This window comes from Marinoscillum sp. 108, assembly GCF_902506655.1.
Classification (GTDB): Bacteria; Bacteroidota; Bacteroidia; order Cytophagales; family Cyclobacteriaceae; genus Marinoscillum; species Marinoscillum luteum.
This window is the reverse complement of sequence record NZ_LR734808.1, coordinates 1,944,996-1,962,901: the sequence shown is the minus strand read 5'-3', so window position 1 is coordinate 1,962,901 and position 17,906 is coordinate 1,944,996. Positions and strand designations below refer to the sequence as shown.

At 47.2% G+C, this 17,906-nt stretch carries 16 protein-coding genes; 8 read left to right on the top strand and 8 right to left on the bottom strand.

Going from position 1 to position 17,906, the window contains the following annotated elements:
- Positions 1-5: 5 nt before the first annotated feature.
- Positions 6-1,271 (bottom strand): alginate export family protein, encoded by a 1,266-nt coding sequence (locus GV030_RS08115; RefSeq protein ID WP_159581601.1) that lies wholly within the window; start codon positions 1,269-1,271, stop codon positions 6-8.
- Positions 1,272-1,458: 187 nt separating this feature from the next.
- Positions 1,459-2,157, bottom strand: coding sequence for a Crp/Fnr family transcriptional regulator (locus GV030_RS08110; RefSeq protein ID WP_221413302.1), 699 nt, complete (start codon positions 2,155-2,157; stop codon positions 1,459-1,461).
- Positions 2,158-2,254: 97 nt separating this feature from the next.
- Between GV030_RS08110 and GV030_RS08105 the strand changes: the two genes are divergently transcribed.
- From GV030_RS08105 to glp, 7 genes are read left to right on the top strand one after another with little or no spacing between them, the layout of a single operon-like run.
- The gene (locus GV030_RS08105) at positions 2,255-2,980 is read left to right on the top strand and encodes a sulfite exporter TauE/SafE family protein (RefSeq protein WP_255465236.1); all 726 of its coding nucleotides are present in this window, start codon (positions 2,255-2,257) and stop codon (positions 2,978-2,980) included.
- A complete protein-coding gene (locus tag GV030_RS08100) occupies positions 2,980-3,216 on the top strand; it encodes a MoaD/ThiS family protein (protein WP_159581599.1) in 237 nt (78 codons plus the stop codon). The genes GV030_RS08105 and GV030_RS08100 overlap by 1 nt, the downstream gene beginning before the upstream one ends.
- Positions 3,213-3,986 carry a HesA/MoeB/ThiF family protein gene (locus GV030_RS08095; RefSeq protein ID WP_159581597.1) on the top strand — a complete coding sequence of 258 codons (774 nt, stop codon included), beginning with the start codon at positions 3,213-3,215 and terminating at the stop codon, positions 3,984-3,986. The genes GV030_RS08100 and GV030_RS08095 overlap by 4 nt, the downstream gene beginning before the upstream one ends.
- The gene (locus GV030_RS08090; RefSeq protein WP_159581595.1) at positions 3,976-4,425 is read left to right on the top strand and encodes a molybdenum cofactor biosynthesis protein MoaE; all 450 of its coding nucleotides are present in this window, start codon (positions 3,976-3,978) and stop codon (positions 4,423-4,425) included. Before GV030_RS08095 ends, GV030_RS08090 begins: the two co-directional genes overlap by 11 nt.
- 25 nt (positions 4,426-4,450) lie before the next feature.
- The gene (gene moaCB, locus GV030_RS08085) at positions 4,451-5,350 is read left to right on the top strand and encodes a bifunctional molybdenum cofactor biosynthesis protein MoaC/MoaB (RefSeq protein WP_159581593.1); all 900 of its coding nucleotides are present in this window, start codon (positions 4,451-4,453) and stop codon (positions 5,348-5,350) included.
- Positions 5,350-6,324, top strand: coding sequence for a GTP 3',8-cyclase MoaA (gene moaA, locus GV030_RS08080; protein ID WP_159581591.1), 975 nt, complete (start codon positions 5,350-5,352; stop codon positions 6,322-6,324). The genes moaCB and moaA overlap by 1 nt, the downstream gene beginning before the upstream one ends.
- Positions 6,324-7,478 carry a gephyrin-like molybdotransferase Glp gene (glp, locus tag GV030_RS08075; protein ID WP_159581589.1) on the top strand — a complete coding sequence of 385 codons (1,155 nt, stop codon included), beginning with the start codon at positions 6,324-6,326 and terminating at the stop codon, positions 7,476-7,478. The genes moaA and glp overlap by 1 nt, the downstream gene beginning before the upstream one ends.
- 337 nt (positions 7,479-7,815) lie before the next feature.
- Here glp and GV030_RS08070 read toward each other — a convergent pair whose 3' ends face one another.
- Both GV030_RS08070 and GV030_RS08065 read right to left on the bottom strand, forming a co-directional pair.
- Complete coding sequence (locus tag GV030_RS08070) at positions 7,816-11,472, bottom strand: metallophosphoesterase (protein WP_159581587.1); 3,657 nt, start codon at positions 11,470-11,472, stop codon at positions 7,816-7,818.
- On the bottom strand, positions 11,469-12,362 hold the full coding sequence (locus GV030_RS08065) for an SdiA-regulated domain-containing protein (protein ID WP_159581585.1): 894 nt from the start codon (positions 12,360-12,362) through the stop codon (positions 11,469-11,471). The genes GV030_RS08070 and GV030_RS08065 overlap by 4 nt, the downstream gene beginning before the upstream one ends.
- Positions 12,363-12,477: 115 nt before the next feature.
- Between GV030_RS08065 and GV030_RS08060 the strand changes: the two genes are divergently transcribed.
- Positions 12,478-13,704, top strand: coding sequence for a Pycsar system effector family protein (locus GV030_RS08060; RefSeq protein ID WP_159581583.1), 1,227 nt, complete (start codon positions 12,478-12,480; stop codon positions 13,702-13,704).
- Between the two features lie 3 nt (positions 13,705-13,707).
- Here the strand turns inward: GV030_RS08060 and GV030_RS08055 are convergent, their stop codons facing one another.
- From GV030_RS08055 to nirD, 4 genes are all read right to left on the bottom strand, one after another.
- Entirely contained in the window at positions 13,708-14,976 is a 1,269-nt protein-coding gene (locus tag GV030_RS08055; RefSeq protein ID WP_159581581.1) for an adenylate/guanylate cyclase domain-containing protein, read from the bottom strand.
- Positions 14,977-15,000: 24 nt separating this feature from the next.
- Positions 15,001-15,672 carry a response regulator gene (locus GV030_RS08050; RefSeq protein WP_370519063.1) on the bottom strand — a complete coding sequence of 224 codons (672 nt, stop codon included), beginning with the start codon at positions 15,670-15,672 and terminating at the stop codon, positions 15,001-15,003.
- Positions 15,665-17,455 (bottom strand): type IV pili methyl-accepting chemotaxis transducer N-terminal domain-containing protein, encoded by a 1,791-nt coding sequence (locus GV030_RS08045; protein ID WP_159581579.1) that lies wholly within the window; start codon positions 17,453-17,455, stop codon positions 15,665-15,667. Before GV030_RS08045 ends, GV030_RS08050 begins: the two co-directional genes overlap by 8 nt.
- A 72-nt stretch (positions 17,456-17,527) precedes the next feature.
- Positions 17,528-17,902, bottom strand: coding sequence for a nitrite reductase small subunit NirD (nirD, locus tag GV030_RS08040; protein ID WP_159581577.1), 375 nt, complete (start codon positions 17,900-17,902; stop codon positions 17,528-17,530).
- Positions 17,903-17,906 lie beyond the last annotated feature (4 nt).

Here is a 17,906-nt window from a genome sequence, read left to right as displayed (position 1 = left end):
TCTGATTATTTAGATGTGAAGAATGTAGGCTTAAAAGTGATCATGGTCCAGGCCCAGCATTGCAGTGCGCTTTTGTCACCACCTCTGAGTGCTTCCATGGTGTCGGATGCAAACATTTGAGAGTATCCGAGATTCCAGACCACTCCGCCTTTGAGTTTTTTGATGAACACCAGATCCACCTCGGTGCCCATGGTTTTAGAGAGTTCCTGACCTTCGGTATCCAGCTGGGTAGACCCGGTCATGAATTGATGGATGTTGGTTTTGAGTGCCCCACCCGCCACATTGAAGCTGGTCTTCAGATACAGGTCAGTGACTCCCACAGAGCCATTGGCTGGCCCCACAAAGAAGTAGTCCATGTAGCCATTGTGCGCGTGGTTAGTTCCAAAGTCGGGGCTGAAAGCGGTAATGTCTGAAGACGTGTCGTCATCGTCTTTGCCTGAGATATACTCCACACCGAAGGTCAGGGGAGTGATCGGGGTAGTAAAGGTGGCGTTGATGCCAGCCAGCAAGGCGTTCACTTTATTTTTACCCAGTTCGCCGGTCTGATAGTAGAAATCTCCTGCCAGGCTGATACCAGCGAGCTTTTTAGAGGCTACCACGCCCCAGGTTTGCTTGAAGGATACCGTGGTGTCCGGGTTTTGATAGCCGGCATTGAAGGCCAGTAGTGAGAGCGACCCATTTTCAAATCCTTTATTGAAGTAGCCGTATTGAAAGGTCTTGTAACTGCCCCCTACACTATAGTATCCTGCGCCTGGGGCCTGAAGAAAGGCCTGCTCCGGCACGTCATCATCCTGATTGTAGGCCAGCCCGAAGTATAGCTTAGTCTTGTTTTGCTCATACATGAGCAGGAGTGCATCGTGTCTTCGGCCCTGCTGAGCCCATTCCAGTCCTCCCAGAAACCTTTGGTTGTCGTAGGAGATGATCTGGCGGCCTACTTTGACAGAAAGGCTTGGGGTGAAATAGTATTGTCCCCAGGCTTCACTGAGAAAGGTTTTGCCATATTCTTCTTTGAAAATCTGAGTGGTTTCTCCCCAAATGCGGATGTCCTGAAAGGAAACTCTGAACTTGAAAGCTGAATCCGCATAGTCGAGATAGAGGCGTGAGCGCTGCTCGGTGAAAAAGGAAGCGTCTTTTGAGTCTTCGGTGAGGGTCTTAAATCCATTTCTGAATTCAGTACGTGGACGAACCTCCGCTGAGATGGTCATTTGCGCTGTGGCCTCTACGCATGTAAGGGCAACAATTAGCGCGATTAGGTAGATGGTTTTTTTCATGGTCTCGATTTGTTTGGCTTTTAATTGCTACGTATTTTAACTAAGTATTATTACGTATTTATTGCAAACCTAGACCCTGGTGAAATAATAATTGGTGTTGAGCAGGCAGGTTAAATCATTCTTTTATCCCATAAAAAAACCTGCCATTTGGCAGGTTATGCTCTTTAAGTGACAGAATATGTGGTCATTAGCTGTCGATAAAATAATTATGCTCCGAGATTTCTTTTCTAAGTAGTTCTACGTCTTTTATGCAAATTCCTTTGCCCGGAGTTTCGATCAACCCGTCTTTGCGTAGGCCAGAGAGTGTCCTGATGACCTGCTCTTCGGTGGTCCCTGCAAAGTCAGAGATTTCCTTTCGTGACAGTTGCACGTTGATGATGCCTTTTGTGCGCCCAAACTTGCGTTCTACGTACAGGAGAGCATCAATTACCTTCTCCCTTACAGTCATCTGGGCAAACTTTTTCACCTTGGCTTCACTGCGGTTGAGCTCCTCGGCATAGAAGGTCATCAGGTCATAGGTGAGGGTGGGGACTTCCATGAGCATGCCCTTCATGGTTTCTGTCGAGAAGTTGCACAAAGTTGTTTTTTGAAGAGCTACGGCACTTATCTGATAAAATTGTCCGGCTCCAAACCCCCGATGACCAATGGTTTCTCCGTTCCGGGTAAACCGTACAATCTGCTCTTTTCCATTCAATCCGGTTTTAGCCACTTTTACCTTACCTTCCCGGATGAAGTAGAGTCCGTGTACTGGAGCCCCTTCAATGATAAAATTCTGCCCTTTCTTGCATACCAGGGTCGATTTTTTCTCCATGTAGCCGTGCATCTTGTCGAAGTGAGCGTTCTTTTTGATGATGCATTGTGCGTTGGTACAGCTTAAGCAATCCATAACGAGGAGTCTTTAGTGTGTAAGTAGTATTACGTAAAAATACGTAGAAATATTGAGATGATCTACATTATTCTCTCATATTACGTATAATTGCAGTGTGGACTATGGCCTGTTATTCATATTGCTATTGGTGTCTGCCCTTTATGCATCCGTAGGGCACGGAGGTGCCAGTGGGTACCTGGCCATCATGGCCTTGTATGGTTTTTCACCGGAAGTGATGAAGCCCACGGCTTTGGTGCTCAACCTCTTCGTGGCGGGTGTGTCATTCATCCACTTTTATCGGAATGGCTACTTCAAACCGGGACTATTTGGCTGGTTTGTGATTACTTCCATTCCGGCAGCTTTTATAGGCGGCATGATCGATCTGGATCCATATATCTACAGGAAAGTTCTGGGGGTGCTCCTGATATTCGCAGTGCTCAGAATGCTGGGGGTTTTTGGTAAGATGCAAAAAGAGGCTCAAAGCCCATCCAGGGTGTTGGCCATGTTGGTGGGTCTCTGCATTGGTTTCTTCTCGGGTATCATAGGTATAGGGGGCGGTATTTTGCTGAGTCCGGTGATCCTGCTCCTCGGCTGGGCCGACGTGAAACAAACAGCGGCCATTTCGGCTCTTTTCATTTGGATCAATTCACTGGCCGGACTGGCAGGTGATTACAGCAATGGGCTGCAGATCTCTGCACAGATTTTACCGTTGATTGTTGTGACAATTTGCGGTGGATTTTTGGGAAGTTACCTCGGTAGCTTTAGGTTTAATGAAGTGCGTCTGCGACAGGCGCTTTCGTTTGTGCTGGCACTGGCGTGCTTGAAATTAATATGGATGTGATGGAGATGAACCTCAAATATTTTGGCATTCTTTCGGAAATCACGGGCAAGCCTGATGAATGGCTGGAATCCCCGGCGGAGACGGTTGGTGATTTACTGGAGGAACTGAATGAAAAATACCCGGCGATGAAACTGGTCCCATGCCAGGTTTCTGTGAATCAGAAGCTCGCGGAGAGGGTATCGGTTCTGCGCAAGGGAGATGAAATAGCCATTTTACCACCATTTTCTGGCGGATGAACGAACATTACGAACGATACCAGCGACACTTTACACTCACCGAAGTAGGCGAGGAGGGACAGGAGCGTCTCACCCGATCGAAGGTGCTGGTGATTGGTGCCGGAGGGCTTGGCTGCCCCGTTTTGCAATACCTTGTAGGCGCTGGTGTCGGACACATAGGCATCGTGGATGGAGATCAGGTTTCCCTGAGTAACCTCCACCGACAAACCTTATATACATCAGAAGATGTGGGCAGCGACAAGAGCACTGTGGCCGGTGCTCAGCTGGCAAAGCTCAATCCGATGGTGAAAATCAGCGCTTATACAGAGTTTCTCAATTTGGAGCTGGCTTTGAAGTTGTTTCCGGATTTTGATTTGATCATTGACGGTACGGATAATTTTGATGCCCGGTACCTCATCAATGATGCAGCGGTCATCACGGGCCGACCATTCGTTTCTGGGTCGGTATTCAGGCATGAGGGTCAGGTCTCTGTATTCAATTACCAGGAAGGCCCCACTTACAGGTGTCTTTTCCCGCAGCAGGATCGTCCCGGGTTTGGCTGTGCTGAAACGGGTGTTTTGGGTCCTGTCACCGGAGTAATTGGCTCCATCATGGCTATGGAGGCGATCAAAGTGTTACTGGATATTCCAGGTGTGCTGTCAGGCCAGCTGTTGATTTTAAATGCGTTGCAATGGACATCCTCGCAGCTTTCATTTTCCCGAAAGGAAGAACAAGTGGCTTTGGCCAAAACCTGCGTTTCTCACCTTCAATCATTTACACATGTCAAATAAGCCTCCAAAAGAACTGCTCGTAGAAGGGCCCATACCTCCTGAAAAACTGGCCACCTCTGTGGCTAATCATCAGAGCAAGACCAGCATCGGAGCACATTCGATCTTTCTGGGGCAGGTTCGTGCGGATGAGGTAAACGGTCAACGGGTGGCGGCTATTGAGTTCACGGCATACCATGACATGGCCAATGCTGTTTATACGGAAATCAGAGATGAAGCTTTCGCTAAATATGAGCTCACCTGCGCACATGTTTATCACAGTACCGGCCTCATTGCGGTGGGAGAGTTATGCTTTTATGTGTTTACTTCCTCTCCCCGCAGAAAAGCGGCTATGGAGGCCTGCGAATATTTTGTAGAGCAGATCAAGGCCCGGGTGCCATTGTTTGGGAAGGAGATTTTTGAGGATCAGGGGCATCAGTGGAAGACGAATACAGGCGGATAAGCCCTGTAGGATTCAAAAAATACATATGGTAGATATTACACATAAATCAAATACACTTAGAATCGCCACGGCGCAGGCCATCGTGAAGGTGAGCTCGGAGGAGACCATTCGGATGATCCACGAAGGGGCCATCCCCAAAGGGAATGTATTTGAAATGTCCAGGGCGGCGGGGCTGCTTGGAGTGAAGAAAACACCCGATCTCTTGCCCGATTGTCACCCATTGCCCATAGAGTTTACAGGCATAACGTATGAAATTTCCGGATTGGAGATCAAAATACTGATGACCGTTAAGACCATTTACAAAACGGGTGTGGAGGTGGAAGCCATGCATGGGGCTAGTATAGTGGCGCTGAATATGTATGACATGCTCAAGCCGGTAGACAAAGGAGTGGAGATCCATCACATCAAGCTGATATCCAAAAAGGGTGGAAAGTCCTCCAATCCACCACAAACCAAAGGGATCACCGCCCAGGTGGTGGTTTGCTCAGATTCCATTTCCGCTGGCGAAAAGGAAGATCGGGCGGGAAAAGCCATTTGCGAGAGACTAAAGGGTTTTGGTTTGACGGACATTACTTACCGCGTGATCCCCGATGAGCCAGATCAAATCAGGGGGATAATAGAAAGGAATGAGGCTGCCTTGCTCATATTCACCGGGGGTACAGGGGCAGGTCCCAGAGACCAGACACCCGATACCATCGCTCCACTATTGGAAACACGCCTCAATGGTGTGGAGGAAACCATGAGGAGGTATGGTCAGGAGCGAATGCCTTTTGCCATGCTCTCCAGGTCTCTGGCCGGAATCAGAAAAGGGCAGGTGATATTGGCAGTACCCGGCTCCACGGCCGGAGCTACGGAGGCCATGGATGCGGTATTCCCCGGGTTGTTTCATATCTTCCATGTATTGAAAGGAGGGGGACACGACTGATGAACATCACCGATACTTTTGGACGAAAGCATAATTACCTGCGCATCTCTGTGACGGATCGGTGCAATCTGCGCTGCTTCTACTGTATGCCAGAGGAAGGGATTGAGCTTACGGAAAAGGACCACCTGATGTCTCTGGAGGAAATCATTGCCATTGCCCGGCAGTTTACAGAATTGGGGGTGGACACCATCAGGCTTACAGGTGGGGAGCCGCTCGTGCGCAAAAACTTTGCTTACCTTATCGAGGAGCTGTCAAAGCTTCCGGTCACGCTTAAGCTGACGACCAATGGGATTTTGCTGGACAAATACTTTGATCTCTTCGAAAGAATTGGCCTTAAAAAGATCAATATCAGCCTGGATTCTTTGGACCAGGCCAAGGCACTTTATATGACCAAGCGTGATTACTTTCCGCGGATCATGGCCAATATAGAGGAGGCGCTGAAGCGTGGGTTTCAGATCAAACTGAACATTGTGCTGATCAAGGGAGTGAATGATGCGGAAATCAAAGACTTTGTGGGGCTAACCAGAGATAAAAACATCAACGTTAAGTTTATAGAGTTTATGCCTTTCAAAGGCAATCAGTGGGATTGGAGCAAGGGCGTAAGCGAAGAGGAAATTTTGAAAGAAGTGAGCCACCATTTTGGTGAGCCACAAAAGCAACAGGATCCGGCGCACAGTACTTCTTCCAATTATCAGGTGCCCGGTTTTCAGGGCTCTTTCGGGGTGGTGAGCACCATCACCAAGCCCTTTTGCGAGGGATGTAATCGGATTCGCCTGACGGCCGATGGGAAGATGAAAAATTGTCTTTTTGCGACCGCAGAAACGGATCTGCTAACCCCGCACCGTGCTCAGGCGGATTTGAAACCGCTGATCTTTGAAGCCATCAAAGGGAAGAAGTTTTCCCGGGATGGTATGGAAGTGATGGAGCAGTCGCATTATGAAGAAAACCGATCCATGATATCAATAGGCGGGTGATGGTAAGCATCGAAGAGGCATTTGAACGCATTGCGAAGCAGCGCCCGGTCAGGGTGAAGCAGGACGTTTACCTTTCTGAGGCTGTAGGTTTACATCTGGCAGATGTGGTGGTTTCCCCAATGGACATCCCTGTATTTGACAACTCAGCGATGGATGGCTATGCCCTGTGTGGGGAGTCTGATACGTACCGGATCATTGGTGAGGTGGCTGCGGGCAGTCAAAGTGAACTAACATTGGCCCCTGGACAGGCCGCGCGAATTTTTACCGGTGCCAGGGTACCGAAAGGTACCACGGCCGTGATTATGCAGGAAAAAACGCTTGTGGAGGGTCATGCACTTTCCCTTACGGAAATACCCGCCGCAGGAGCTAATGTGAGAATAAAAGGTGAAGAAATCCGCCAGGGACAGGAAGTGTTTCAGGCAGGGCACTACATCAATGCCGCGACCGTAGGCATGTTACTTTCCTTAGGAATTACCAGTGTGTCGGTTTTCGCAAGGCCACGTGTGGGCATTCTGATTACAGGAAATGAGCTGGTCACAGCCGGGGAGCCGTTGGGGGAGGGCCAGATTTATGAGAGCAACGGAGGTTCCCTCCAGGCGGCTTTGCAGCAGTTGCCTGTGGAAGTCACCGGAGTAACAAAGGTGACAGACGATTTGGAATCCACCAGTCGTGCAATCCGTGACCTGCTTGATGAGGCGGATATTCTCCTGATCAGTGGCGGCATCTCGGTGGGTGATTATGATTTTGTCAAGGAAGCGCTCGCCCAGAATGAAGTGGAGGAGTTATTTTATAAAGTGGATCAAAAGCCTGGAAAACCCCTCTTTTTTGGGAAAAGAAAGCACCAGTTTGTCTATGCGCTCCCAGGAAACCCCGCCTCATCGCTGACCTGCTTTTATCTTTATGTGACCCCACTTATTCATCAGTTTTTGGGTGGGGCTGCAAAGGTTCCTGAAAGGGTGAGACTCGGTCACGATTTTGAAGTGCGGGGAGCAAGGCCTACTTTCTACCGCGCGAAAGTGGAGGAGGGGGTTGCTACCATTCTGGATAAGCAGAGTTCCTCGATGCTGCACTCTTTTGCCCTGGGCAATGGGCTCGTTTTTTTATCTCCTGGTACCCACAATAAAGGAGTTGAAATCCCCGTTTGGTACTATTGAAAGGGTTAGAAGGGATTTGAGGGGGGGAACCTGATTCTTGTTAACGGAAGGATATTGGTCGTTCATGCAGTTAAAGTTGTCATTCAACGCAACCAGACCAATTAATTACCCGGAAAACTTCAAATTTGCTTTATAAGATTTTAATCGCTCATCAATTTAGAGCTAAGGGTGAACGAAAAAATCTACATAACGTTATACTGTTCGATAGACAGGATACTACTGACAACTAAAAGTCAAACGTTTCGAAAATATTTAAGAACAATCAGTCGCATTCGCGACGCAGATTGGTTAGGCGGTGATTAGGAGGGGCTTCATAAACCCCTCCTTTCTTTTTGCCCTAAAACTGATACCCAAAGGTAACTGTGGGTAATGTCTCTTCCTTTGAAAATGCCATATTAGCCGTGACCACCAACTGATTCAGGGGTGCGACCCACAGTCCAAAGCCTTTACTTGTATGCCAGGTGTCAGACTGTTCAGATTTTAGCCAAACCCGCCCTATATCATGGAAGCCGAGAATACCCACGCTTGCGGGAAATAGGTAGGTTTTGAAACTGAACAGTTTAGCCCGTAAATCAAAATTATGATAAAGGGAAGCTTCTCCAATAAACCGACCTCTTCTGTATCCGCGTAGAGTTTCCTTGTCCAAAATGGCCCCATTGAAAAATTCCAGACTTCCCTCGTTGAATTGTGCACCTATTCGATTGGCAAAGGTGACTTTGGACGGGATGCGAGTGGATAGATAGAAAATAAATTCTCCCTTCAGTGTACTAAAATTTCTGGAGCGCGCATTCAGGCCATAGTAACTTCCATATATCAGTTGTGCAAATACACCGCTAGTGGGCAGTTCTGGATGGTTGCGAGTGTTCGTGGCTATCTCCGCCCTATAGCCTACATACTGATGGCTTTTGTATAAGGCCTCTGGATCAGTCCCGCTATTAGGTTGGTGTATGTATCTATCCTGGATTTTATTTTCCAACTCATAAGATAGGTGTTCGGGACCCATTCTGAAACTACCTTTCGCTCCTATACTATGTGCGAGGTTAAGGTAAGTTTGCGAACGCTCAAACCTGATCCGGTAGAAATCAATTTCATCCTCAAAACCACTGGCATCACCTTGGCCCTTAAAATCATAGGACGATTCGTTTCCAAAGCCAAAAAAATTGGATACCCCAAATGGGCGCTGAAGAGTAAAGTCAAGGTTCAAGTCCCACCATTCAATAACATCACTTAGCGTGCCGTTGTAATAAAGGTTAACAGCCCCGGTTTCAAACGCACCATTGATTTTGAGTTGATGCCGGGCAGCAAAGGGATCCTTGCGCCAACCCTCTTTGGTCAGAATAAAACCACCACCCAAAAACAAACCATCATCAAAGTTGAACTCCACACTGGCCAGAGGGATGAGTTTGTCATATTCAAAAGCCGTGCGGTTGTAAGCATTGACGTTTATGTTGTTGCTTAGCCTGGATTTGGTTTCTTTCGACGGGTGGAGTTGTGTGTTTTGCTTCAGGTCATAAACCACCGTGTGGTGCTTAAGCCCATTTACACGGGAATGGTCGGTGATTTTGTCGTTGTCTTCCCCGCCAATAATTCGGATCCGGATGCCGCTTTTCACCTGTCCTTTAATTTCGAATACATCCTCGCCCTCTAGTCCGTATAGTCGGATTTCCTCAGTTTCACTGCTCAAGAAGGTGCGCTGATAGATGATTTGCAGTACCTCTCCATCCTTTTTTCGCTTATGTACTGTGACTCGGGTGGCTTCATTGCTGATTCTCTCCACTAAAAAATATTCGTGTTTGTTGGTACCCACCACTTCCACCTCTCGGGAGAGAAACAGATAATATATACGGGCATACCTTCTCATGTCGTCTCTTCGCGCTTTGAGTATCCGGGAGGTCTCTTGGGCAGCCTGGAGTCGGATAGTGTCTGGCCAAACGTTAAAAGCACTGTCGATCAGTTCATTGGTGAGTCGGGTATTCAGGATGTCGATCTGTTTCTCCCATTGTGACCAGTCCAGTGCATTTAAAAAGGTGCGGTCGAAAAAACGTGCACTGGCATTGAACCCGGGTGGATAATCCATCTTCTCGTCAAATCCCTCAGTATTGGGAAGGGCAAATTTCCTGGATGCCGCCCAGCCGATCATCCCCTCATTGACAAAGAAAGCCTGATCACGGTCCCTGGGGATGGGTCTCCAGTAGTGTCCCTTATCCGATTGGTCTAAACGTACCCAGCGCCATTGATCCTCATGCCTGTCCCAATCACCTATCAGCATATCAAAGAGTCTGTTCCGAAGAGCAAAATCCTGATCGATTACTTCATCATTATCCCCTTGTATGGTAGCAATCACATCAGGTGTTCCTTCTATTTTTTCTCCACCTCCAAAATAATCCTCTGAAGCCGCGTCATCGTTTGGACGTTCTTCATAGAGCACCGGCATATGGGCGAACAATGACTGATAAGGCCCGAATCGCGGATCATCGAGCACATACATCAGCTGTGGGTTGGTGTGATAGATGCCCGCAGCCTCTGCCAGTGGAGGTATGGCAAAGACGCCATAGGGATTAGCAGCAGAGATCTGATCCTGCACTATGTCTGCTGCCAATGTCTCATAGAGCGGAGCAGCGAGGAGTTTGGTTGTGTACTTATCAAGTGATCGGAGTACGTACTGACGGCCGTTCTTTGCTTCTAGCCTCAAGGATTTGGTTTGGTTGCCACCTCCCAGTTTAAGAATTTCCAGCCCTCCATGTTCCTGATCAATGTTGAAAACCGGCATGGAGACTGGTGTGGACCAGAGTTGTCTGTAGTTTTCTCCCAGCCAAAATTCATGTGTATTGGATTTGATGGCATACCTGAGACTAATCGGGCGCACTACGGTGCTGTCGCTGTAATTTGCCTTAAGCATCTCATTTGATTTATGGTTTACTTTCTTTGTGTAGATAGGACTGTCATAAATCTTTTCCTGCAAATCGCCATTAAAAAACTTCAGATCAACCGACCCTCCCGCATGATAGGTGAGCTGAGCAAAGCCGCGCTTTGCACTACTAAAGAGGGAATTAGCTCCGTCAGATACATTGGAAGATTTGGATCCTGATCCGCTGGTGATGTAATGGGCAGAGTCCTTGCGGATGTACTGAAGCGAATGCTCATGGCCATTGACATATACCAGATCCTTCACCTGGGCAAATGACTTGACCATGGTATTTCGCACCAATTTGTACCGTGGGTTGGTGATATCTTGCCTGCTTCCAAATACGGATCGAAAGATGGGGTAAATGCTGCCCAAGATTGGCAGCGGAATCCATAGTTTCCGGTTTACATCTGTCAAAGGAAAAATATGCTGTTTCAATGTGTACTGGCCACCATGAGGGCCATAGCTATGCATGGGATGATGTCCGGCTACTATCACAAGTTTATCCGCATTTCTTTTCAGAAGATCATCGAGCTCCTCAAGTGCCTCTGCCGTAGATTTTGACTCACAGCCATCTTCACGACCAGGCTTATCCCATGGATGAAGAAAGTACTGAGTATCCACAATCAAAAGTGTGAGGGCATTGGTAAGTGGGATCTCCACAGGCCCGGGGCAGGCATCTCTGGGGAGGAAGACGGTTGACGTGCCCATATATTCATCCACATAGCGCTGCATGTTGAGCACTTTTTTCCATCCATCTTTTCCGCCACGAGACCAGTCGTGGTTGCCAGGGAGAATGATTGAGCGACCTTTGAATGCCTTCATGATGTTGAGGGAGGCGTTGAGTTTGTTTTCCATGGTGCCACGGGCAGGGTCCTCTTTGGAAGGGAGGCCATCAGGATAAAGATTGTCACCCAGAAAGATGAGGACGTCTGTGGCTTTTGCCTCTTTGGTGATTTTTTGTAAGAAATCCAGGTTGCGATCTGGAGATGTCGGAGCCCCAGCGTCTCCGATGAGGTAGACAGAAACCTCCTGTCCCGAGGCCAGGGTACTTACCGCAATAAGCAACAGGGAGAAAAGTAATCTCATTTTTTATGTGGACTAAACTTCAGAATGTATCCTTTGTCACCTTCACCTTCAGAGCTGATGTACAAAACTCCCTGGGAAGAAAAGGAAATGCCCTCTGGCTGACTGAGCACTCTGGGTGCAATGGGATATGTGGCTTTGATGGTGCCATTTCGATCCAAAACCACCAGTAGTTTTCCGACTGAAGCGAGCAAGTAGAAGTGACCGTCCAGCGGATTATACGCAATTCCTGAGGGTTCAAATTTGATTCGATTCTTGTCATATTCAAAATCCCTATGTGCTTCAAAAAAATCATCCATTTTTTCTCTACTAATCTCGAAAAGTGGTGGTGTAACCAGTCTTTTTGTGTGAAGGTCAAATTCGTAGACCGCTTTTCCTTTGGCGTTTGTCCCTTCTATGTCCTCATCCTCTTTGCAGGCAATCATGAGTCTGCCGGTGTATGGGTTATAGCCTAACCCCTCCGTATCATTTTTTCGGCTGAGTTGGTTTTCGTGTTTTGTAGCTCTGGTGGTGCTGTGTTTGGTGTAAGTAAACTCATAAATGTCTCCATCACTTTCCAGCACGTAGATGGTGTCTCCTACAAGCTCAATCCCTTCAAAATCTCCGGGATTACTGAAAGCGATGGTGTTAGTAATCTTTCTTTTGAGAAGGTTATACTCATAAACTTTTCCGCCCTCATCCTCTACGCAAAGGAGGTGAGTGTCGTTGAGATGAGTGATTCCTGAAATCTCTGAGAGTGAATAAGGTAGGAAATATTTATCATCGGGTATCTTTAGGTTATAATAAACATTTACATCGTCCGTAATAAGAAAAAGGCTGTCTGCTTGCTCTCGAAAAGAAGCGGTGGAGCAGCTGGATTGGGCAAGTGTCAGAAATAGGAAGAGATTAATCACTAAGAATAGAATAAATAACCCCCGGGAATTGTTATTTATGGACATCTGATAAAATGCTTTAAATTAATCTGAATTTAGAAAATGTGGTATTTTGAACCCCTTAGATAAACTTGAAATGGCCGGAGAAAGATCCGAACTACTAAAGGAAGCCCAGCAATTTGCCGAAAACATTCTCAACAATGAGCTGGCACCTGAGATCAAATACCACTCAGTGGACCACACACGCGAGGTGGTGCGTGCGGCGCTGGAGATTGCCCGGAAGACTGGAGTAAGTTCTGAAGAGCTGGAGATAGTAGAACTGGCTGCTTGGTTTCATGATCTTGGCTACAAGCGAACCATTGAGAACCATGAAGAAGTAAGTGCTGAAATTGCATTGGATTTTTTATCTGAAAAAGGATACGATGATGAACGGGCGGCGAAGGTGGTGGGTTGTATCATGGCAACTAAAATGCCGCAGAATCCAAAAAATGATCTTCAGGCTATATTGTGTGATGCGGATCTGGCCCATCTGGCTGAGGAAAACTACTGTGACAAAGCAGATCTGCTGCAAGAGGAGCTTCGGCGACTGAATGGTAAGAATATTTCGGACATCGACTGGTATAGGTCCAACCAGCGATTCATTACTGAGCATGAGTTTTTTACTGGCTATGCCAAAGAGAAATTTACAGCAAGGGTGAAGAAGAACTTGAAAAAGGTGAATGAGAAATTAATGGAGATGAAAAACACAGAAGATGAAGTTTCAGCCCTGAAGGCTCAGGTGGAAAAACTGAAAGTTAAGATAAAGAAGGTAAAAGAGGTCACACCTACCCGTGGGGTGGAGACAATGTTTAGGCTTACTTCCAAAAATCACCTGGAGCTCAGTGCTATGGCAGATACCAAAGCCAACATTATGATTTCAGTGAATTCCATTATCCTGTCGGTACTGGTGTCTGTTCTTTTTAGGAAGCTTGAAGAATATCCGCACCTGATCATACCCGCTATGCTCATGACTGTGGTCTGTCTTTCTACTATCGTCTTTGCCATTCTGGCTACTTTGCCCAATGTGTCAAAGGGGACTTTCACAGAGGAGGACATACAGAATAAGCGAACAAACCTTTTGTTTTTTGGTAATTTTCATCGAATGGAGATGGGAAAGTACGAGTGGGGGATGAAGGAAATGATGAAAGATGCTGATTACCTCTACACCAGCCTGATACGGGATATCTATTTTCTGGGGGTAGTGCTTGGTAAAAAATACAGGCTTCTGAGGATCTCTTACACCATTTTCATGTTTGGGTTTGTGGTGGCAGTATTGGCATTTGGGGTGGCAGAAGTTTTCTTTAAAGCACCGTATCCCTATTAGGATTTAAAAGACTTTCACGATTTCCACTTCTTTGTCCAACCCCTTCATTTTGATCATTCCTTTGGTTTCATGCTGGTCTATGTGGTCTGAGAGCATATCAAAAAGGGCTTTGGATATCAGCACTGTACTTTCCATTTCTTTATTGAGCTGCTCTATGCGCGAGGCTATGATCACCGGAGTACCGGATATGGAGAGTTGCTTTCGCGATTCCGTACCTATGTTGCCCACCAATACTTCGCCGCAGTGCATTCCCATCCCAATGTCCAGTGTGCGGTGTTCTGGGTTTGTCTCTCGAAAAGATTTGAGGAAATCCAAAATCTTGAGGGTGGCATTCCAGGCACTTTTGTAGTGGGTGGTGTCTTTTATCGGAGCTCCAAATGTGGCCATTAGCCCATCACCCATAATCTGATTTACAATGCCATTGTTTGCATTGATTATCTCTATGACCGGCGAAAAGAATTTATTTTGGAAAGCATTGACTTCTTGAGCGGTGAGGTGCTGTACTTTTTGAGTGAAATCTCGTATGTCTAGAAACATAATGGTCACATCCAATCGGGCGGTAAAGTCTTGCTTTTCCTTGAGCACTTCCACCATCTCTTTTGATACTTGTTGGTTAAACAGTCCTTCTATCTGCTCTTTGGCTTGTATTTCCTGAAAGGTGAGTGTAAGCCTTTTTCTTAATTCACTTGCTACCAGTCCTGCGCATATACCACTCATCAGAAACATGAAGGACCGGATATAATAGATGGCCAACGGGAGGTGAAGTTTGATAGGGTAGGTTTCTGTGACCCAATAGGTATATGAGGCAATGAAAATGGATACAAGCATTCCCATACAGGCACTGAGCCAAAAATCGAGGTGGAGGGAAGAGACTATGATCAGAATAAAGAAGACAAAGACAATGGGTGAGTCTAGCAATGAAGATGTTTCTTCAATCAAAGAGGTCACGACGAGCCATAGTGAAGGGATAGAGACTTCCATAAGCACGGTATACCAAAAATAGGTTCTTGGTAATCTGCGGCCCTTTCGTTGGAGTCTCAGTACCCACTTCCTTCCGGCTGTGAACAAAGCGATCATCAGCGCGGCGGTGAGTAAGATGAACGGAAAGGAAAATGGATTGCGAAAGGTATCCCGCATCAGGTTGAAGTGGCGGATCTGCATAAAGAGCGACAAGGCTACTCCAGTCAATAAAAATCCAATAAAGACCTCTAATCGCTTGATTTCAGATTTAACAATTTCTGTATTGAGGTAACCTGGTAGTAGTTTTTTCATAAATGAATCTCATAGAACACCGGACTACAACATCTTATCCAGCCCTTCGCGTTCTACTTTTTTCAACAATTCAGTGATATTATTGACCTCCAGCTTTTTCATGATGTTGAAGCGGTGAGTCTCTATCGTGCGGACACTTTTCCCAAGGGTTTCAGCCACGTCCTTGTTGGATACTCCTTCATAAATCAATTTTAGGATTTGCTTTTCACGCTTGGTGAGCTGATAGTCCTCGGAATTTGATCCACCGGGTTCTGATCCGGTGCCGGGACGAGGGCCCCCATTTCTGTAAAAATCCACAATGGTGGTGGAGATGTCTCCGCTGAAATATTTCTGTCCATTATGCACCATGTGCACGGCTTTGTTAAACTCTGCCTTGTTGGTGTCTTTCAGAAGATAGCCGTCTGCCCCGTATTCGAGTGCTTTGACGATGTACTCTGAGTCATCATGCATGGTGAGCACGATGATTTTCACCTCGTCATTGTTTTTTTTGAGCTGATGCGTCACTTCCAGTCCGGTCATCAGCGGCATGCGAATGTCCACCACGAGCACATCTGGGGCGTCTGAGTCCATTTTTTCTACGGCTTCCTGCCCGTCAGAGGCTTCCCATATTACCTGGATCTCAGGGTCGTCTTCCAATACCATTTTGATGCCGTGACGCACTATTTCGTGATCATCGGCCAGGGCTACTTTAATCATTTTTATCTAGGGATAATGTGATAAATATTTTGGTTCCTTTTCCGAGCTCGGTAGTCAGGTTAAAACTACCGCCAATATAAGAAGTTCGCTCTTTCATATTAAAAATTCCATGACCGGCTTTTTCAAAATGGCCACTGCTTCCCAGTCGGTCATAGTCAAATCCTTTGCCATCATCCTCTATGAGGATATTCAGCGAGTTGATGTTATGCGAAAAGCGCACAGTGATGTGTGTGGCTTTGGCATATTTCAGCGCATTATTCACGCTCTCCTGTATGATGCGGTACAGGTTGGTTTCAATGGTGCTTTCCAGACGGTTGATAAACCTGGTTTCATTCACAAACTCCACTTTCGCTTTGGTCACCGAGTTGATCTCATCACAAAATTTCTTGATGGCCGGCACCAACCCAAAATCGTCGAGACTGCTTGGAGTAAGGTTAAAGGAGACCCTTCGCACTTCCTGAATGATGCTCTTCATCAGGCTCTTGGCGTCTTCCAGTCGCATTTTCATCGGGTTGGAGGAGGGCGCGAAAGATTCCAGCAGGAGCTTCATGGCAGAGAGCATTTGGCCCACGCCATCGTGTAGCTCTCTGGAGAGCCGCTTTCGTTCTTCTTCCTGACCTTCCAGGATCAGTACCGAGCGGTACTGCTGCTCTTTCACGGACTTTTCGATGCGTTCTCTATTCAGCTCCCGGGAGCGGATCTTGGCTTCCTTGAACTCTGTGATGTCATGTGAGATCATTTTGATCTCTCCGGTGATGGCGATGGGTATTAGAAAAGTTTCCACCCAGCAGAAGTCTCCGGGCTCAGTGATGAGCCTGATTTCTCCGGTCCAGTTTTTGTTTTCCTGAAGCAGTAGCATCAGTCCTTTGATGAAATCATCTTTATATCCACTGCTTTTGAGCAATTGTTGGAAAGTCTTGGGTGGCTCGGTCTCTTCGTATTCCATCATGTGAAGAAAACGCGGAGCGAGGTACATAAACTCCCCCTGAGCGCTCATGCTGGCATAAAGTGAGGGGGATTCCGGTTCCAGATTGACCGCCTCCAGGTCCTGATAGGACTTGCCCAACTCCTCGTAGAGTTTGGAGAGTTCGCGGGTCATCTTTCTCGAGGATTCCTCAGACGCCATGAGGTCCTGCACAGTGGCGCGCACACTTCTGGCCAGCGGCCGGAAGATGAAAATCAATTCAATGATGATGATCAGTAGAGAAATGACGAGGAGGAAATATTCGGTTTCTTTCAGTTCCCGTACTTTTTTCTGAGCTTCCTCATCGTATTGGAAGACGATCTTGTCCATGCCTTCCAGAAAGGTAGATTCATGGGCCAGAATGGTGCTTACATAGTCCGCTCTGAGTAGGGCAGTGCTGTCGTCATGATCAGGGGGCAATGAGAGGAGGTCTTGTGCATTTTGGTAGATAGCCTCATAGTGCGGGGAAATGGTCTCAAACATCTCCATGATGATGCTGGAATTAGCCCCGGAGAGCCCCAGCTCTGCATCTCCAAACTGGAGGCCTTCGTGAGATTGCTTCCACAGGGCCAGGGCTTCCCTTAGTGCAATGATATTTTGGAGCCGTTCGCCTTTTTGGTGCTCTATCTTGAGGGCCAGCTTGCTGATTTTTTGACTCAGCATCCGTTGACGACCCGCCACATTGATCACATGAGCGTCATCCTGCTGACGGTTGATGGAGGTCTGTATCAGAATTTGGCTAACAACGATGCTCAGCGCGATGCAACCAAGTGCTATGAGGTAAAAAAGTCCTAAACGTTTAAATCTGAGTTTTGCCATGTGTCAACCTGAGCCAGGTCAAGGCATAAAAGTAAGTAATTGCCCTGATTAAACGTGCCTGGATACGTAAGATTACGCAAATCCCACCAGGACTGTGCCGTTTTCCACTTTTACCGGATAGGTGGCCAGCTCACACTCATTGCCATTCAGGTTGGCCCCCGTTTTCAGCGAAAAGGTCTTTTTGTGAAAGGGACAGGCCACTTTTGGTTCATCCCCTTCTGAGCCGATCATGCCCCGACTCAGGATCATCTGGTGCTTATGAGGACACAGGTTTTGTGTGGCATACCATTCCTGCCTGCGGGTAAAATTGAAAACGGCGATTTGCAAGCCTCTATAGGAGATACAAAGGCCTCCATCTTTAGGGAAATCCTCCACCCTGCATGCCGGGTACCAGGTGGTCACCTGGGCTGGGAGTACGGTTCTGTATTCGAGTATATCTTCTGTCATGGTA

What these genes read in the sequence shown, in the direction of transcription:
- GV030_RS08110 (WP_221413302.1), bottom strand. Translation starts at nt 2,157, where the DNA reads ATGGATTGCTTAAGCTGTACCAACGCACAATGCATCATCAAAAAGAAC.
- GV030_RS08060 (WP_159581583.1), top strand. Translation starts at nt 12,478, where the DNA reads ATGGCCGGAGAAAGATCCGAACTACTAAAGGAAGCCCAGCAATTTGCC.
- GV030_RS08090 (WP_159581595.1), top strand. Translation starts at nt 3,976, where the DNA reads ATGTCAAATAAGCCTCCAAAAGAACTGCTCGTAGAAGGGCCCATACCT.
- GV030_RS08045 (WP_159581579.1), bottom strand. Translation starts at nt 17,455, where the DNA reads ATGGCAAAACTCAGATTTAAACGTTTAGGACTTTTTTACCTCATAGCA.
- glp (WP_159581589.1), top strand. Translation starts at nt 6,324, where the DNA reads ATGGTAAGCATCGAAGAGGCATTTGAACGCATTGCGAAGCAGCGCCCG.
- GV030_RS08055 (WP_159581581.1), bottom strand. Translation starts at nt 14,976, where the DNA reads ATGAAAAAACTACTACCAGGTTACCTCAATACAGAAATTGTTAAATCT.
- GV030_RS08070 (WP_159581587.1), bottom strand. Translation starts at nt 11,472, where the DNA reads ATGAGATTACTTTTCTCCCTGTTGCTTATTGCGGTAAGTACCCTGGCC.
- GV030_RS08100 (WP_159581599.1), top strand. Translation starts at nt 2,980, where the DNA reads ATGGAGATGAACCTCAAATATTTTGGCATTCTTTCGGAAATCACGGGC.
- GV030_RS08050 (WP_370519063.1), bottom strand. Translation starts at nt 15,672, where the DNA reads ATGATTAAAGTAGCCCTGGCCGATGATCACGAAATAGTGCGTCACGGC.
- GV030_RS08095 (WP_159581597.1), top strand. Translation starts at nt 3,213, where the DNA reads ATGAACGAACATTACGAACGATACCAGCGACACTTTACACTCACCGAA.
- moaCB (WP_159581593.1), top strand. Translation starts at nt 4,451, where the DNA reads ATGGTAGATATTACACATAAATCAAATACACTTAGAATCGCCACGGCG.
- nirD (WP_159581577.1), bottom strand. Translation starts at nt 17,902, where the DNA reads ATGACAGAAGATATACTCGAATACAGAACCGTACTCCCAGCCCAGGTG.
- moaA (WP_159581591.1), top strand. Translation starts at nt 5,350, where the DNA reads ATGAACATCACCGATACTTTTGGACGAAAGCATAATTACCTGCGCATC.
- GV030_RS08115 (WP_159581601.1), bottom strand. Translation starts at nt 1,271, where the DNA reads ATGAAAAAAACCATCTACCTAATCGCGCTAATTGTTGCCCTTACATGC.